The 504-nt window shown below is 44.4% G+C and carries 1 protein-coding gene; it reads right to left on the bottom strand.

Annotated features, from left to right (window positions below; genetic code table 11):
• Positions 1–504, bottom strand: a 504-nt coding sequence (xthA, locus tag R8N49_RS30875; protein ID WP_318190918.1) for an exodeoxyribonuclease III, incomplete at both ends; no start/stop codon positions are given.

The following is a 504-nucleotide window of genomic DNA, read 5'->3' as shown; positions in this document are numbered from 1 at the left end:
AAGAGCATTTGCCCGTTTTCAACCAACGCTTACGGTTTGGTTCTCCGATACCGATATCTGAATCGATAGGGCTGATGTTGATATCACCCATAACAATCAACTGTTCATCGTTGCTGTGATGATCGTTTAGATACGTCATTAGATCTTTGTAGAACTGGCGCTTGTATGGGAATTTCGTTTCGTGGCTAATGTTGTCCCCTTGAGGGAAGTAGCCATTAAGCACCGTTACTTTTTCACCATTTTCGTTTTCAAACGTCGCCATGATCATGCGCTTTTGGTGTTCTTCGTTATCCGTTGGAAAACCTTTTTGTACGCGGATTGGCTCTTGCTTACAAAGCATCGCTACGCCGTAATGCGCCTTCTGGCCATTAAAATACACTTTGTAACCCATGGCTTCGACATCTTCAATCGGGAACGCTTCATCATGCACTTTAATCTCTTGAAGACCAATAACGTCAGGCTGGTGTTTATCGATTAGCGCTTGGAGTTGGTGCAGTCGAGCAC

The organism is Vibrio sp. 1978, assembly GCF_033344345.1.
The sequence above is the reverse complement of the archived record's forward strand: the minus strand, read 5'-3'. Positions and strand labels throughout refer to the sequence as shown.